1 protein-coding gene is annotated in these 302 nt (G+C 43.4%); it reads left to right on the top strand.

All coding sequences use genetic code 11. The annotated features are described in order from the left end of the window. On the top strand, nt 1-186 hold a 186-nt coding region (locus tag AABA86_RS34395), incomplete at its 5' end, for a hypothetical protein (RefSeq protein ID WP_338309913.1). Between the last annotated feature and the right edge of the window lie 116 nt (nt 187-302).

Below are 302 nucleotides of genomic sequence, written 5' to 3'. Positions count from 1 at the left end.
GGATTTTATGCCATTGATTTACTTTCATTGATTTTTGATCCAAAGAAGGGTTTGATGGGTTTTTCTCTAGTTCTTCAATATTCCCCTTCTTTTGTGCTTCGTTTGGGGATTTCCACATCCACTCGGGTGAATTTGGGCTCGCTGCTTTGTTCGGTGCTGGTTCTTATGGTTGCTTGGCGCGGGTGACTGTCATGTTTCATGTTGATATTCGGATGAATTTGGGTTGCTGCTGGGACTATTTGAGTGCTGGTCCTTTCTATTGGCATTTATTCTGGTTGTTGTTGAGGTTGGGAAAGCATGGC

It is taken from the genome of Bradyrhizobium sp. TM233 (genome assembly GCF_036247965.1).
Lineage (GTDB): Bacteria > Pseudomonadota > Alphaproteobacteria > Rhizobiales > Xanthobacteraceae > Bradyrhizobium > Bradyrhizobium ottawaense.
Note: the sequence above shows the minus strand (reverse complement) of the source record. Positions and strands in the feature narration are given on the sequence as shown.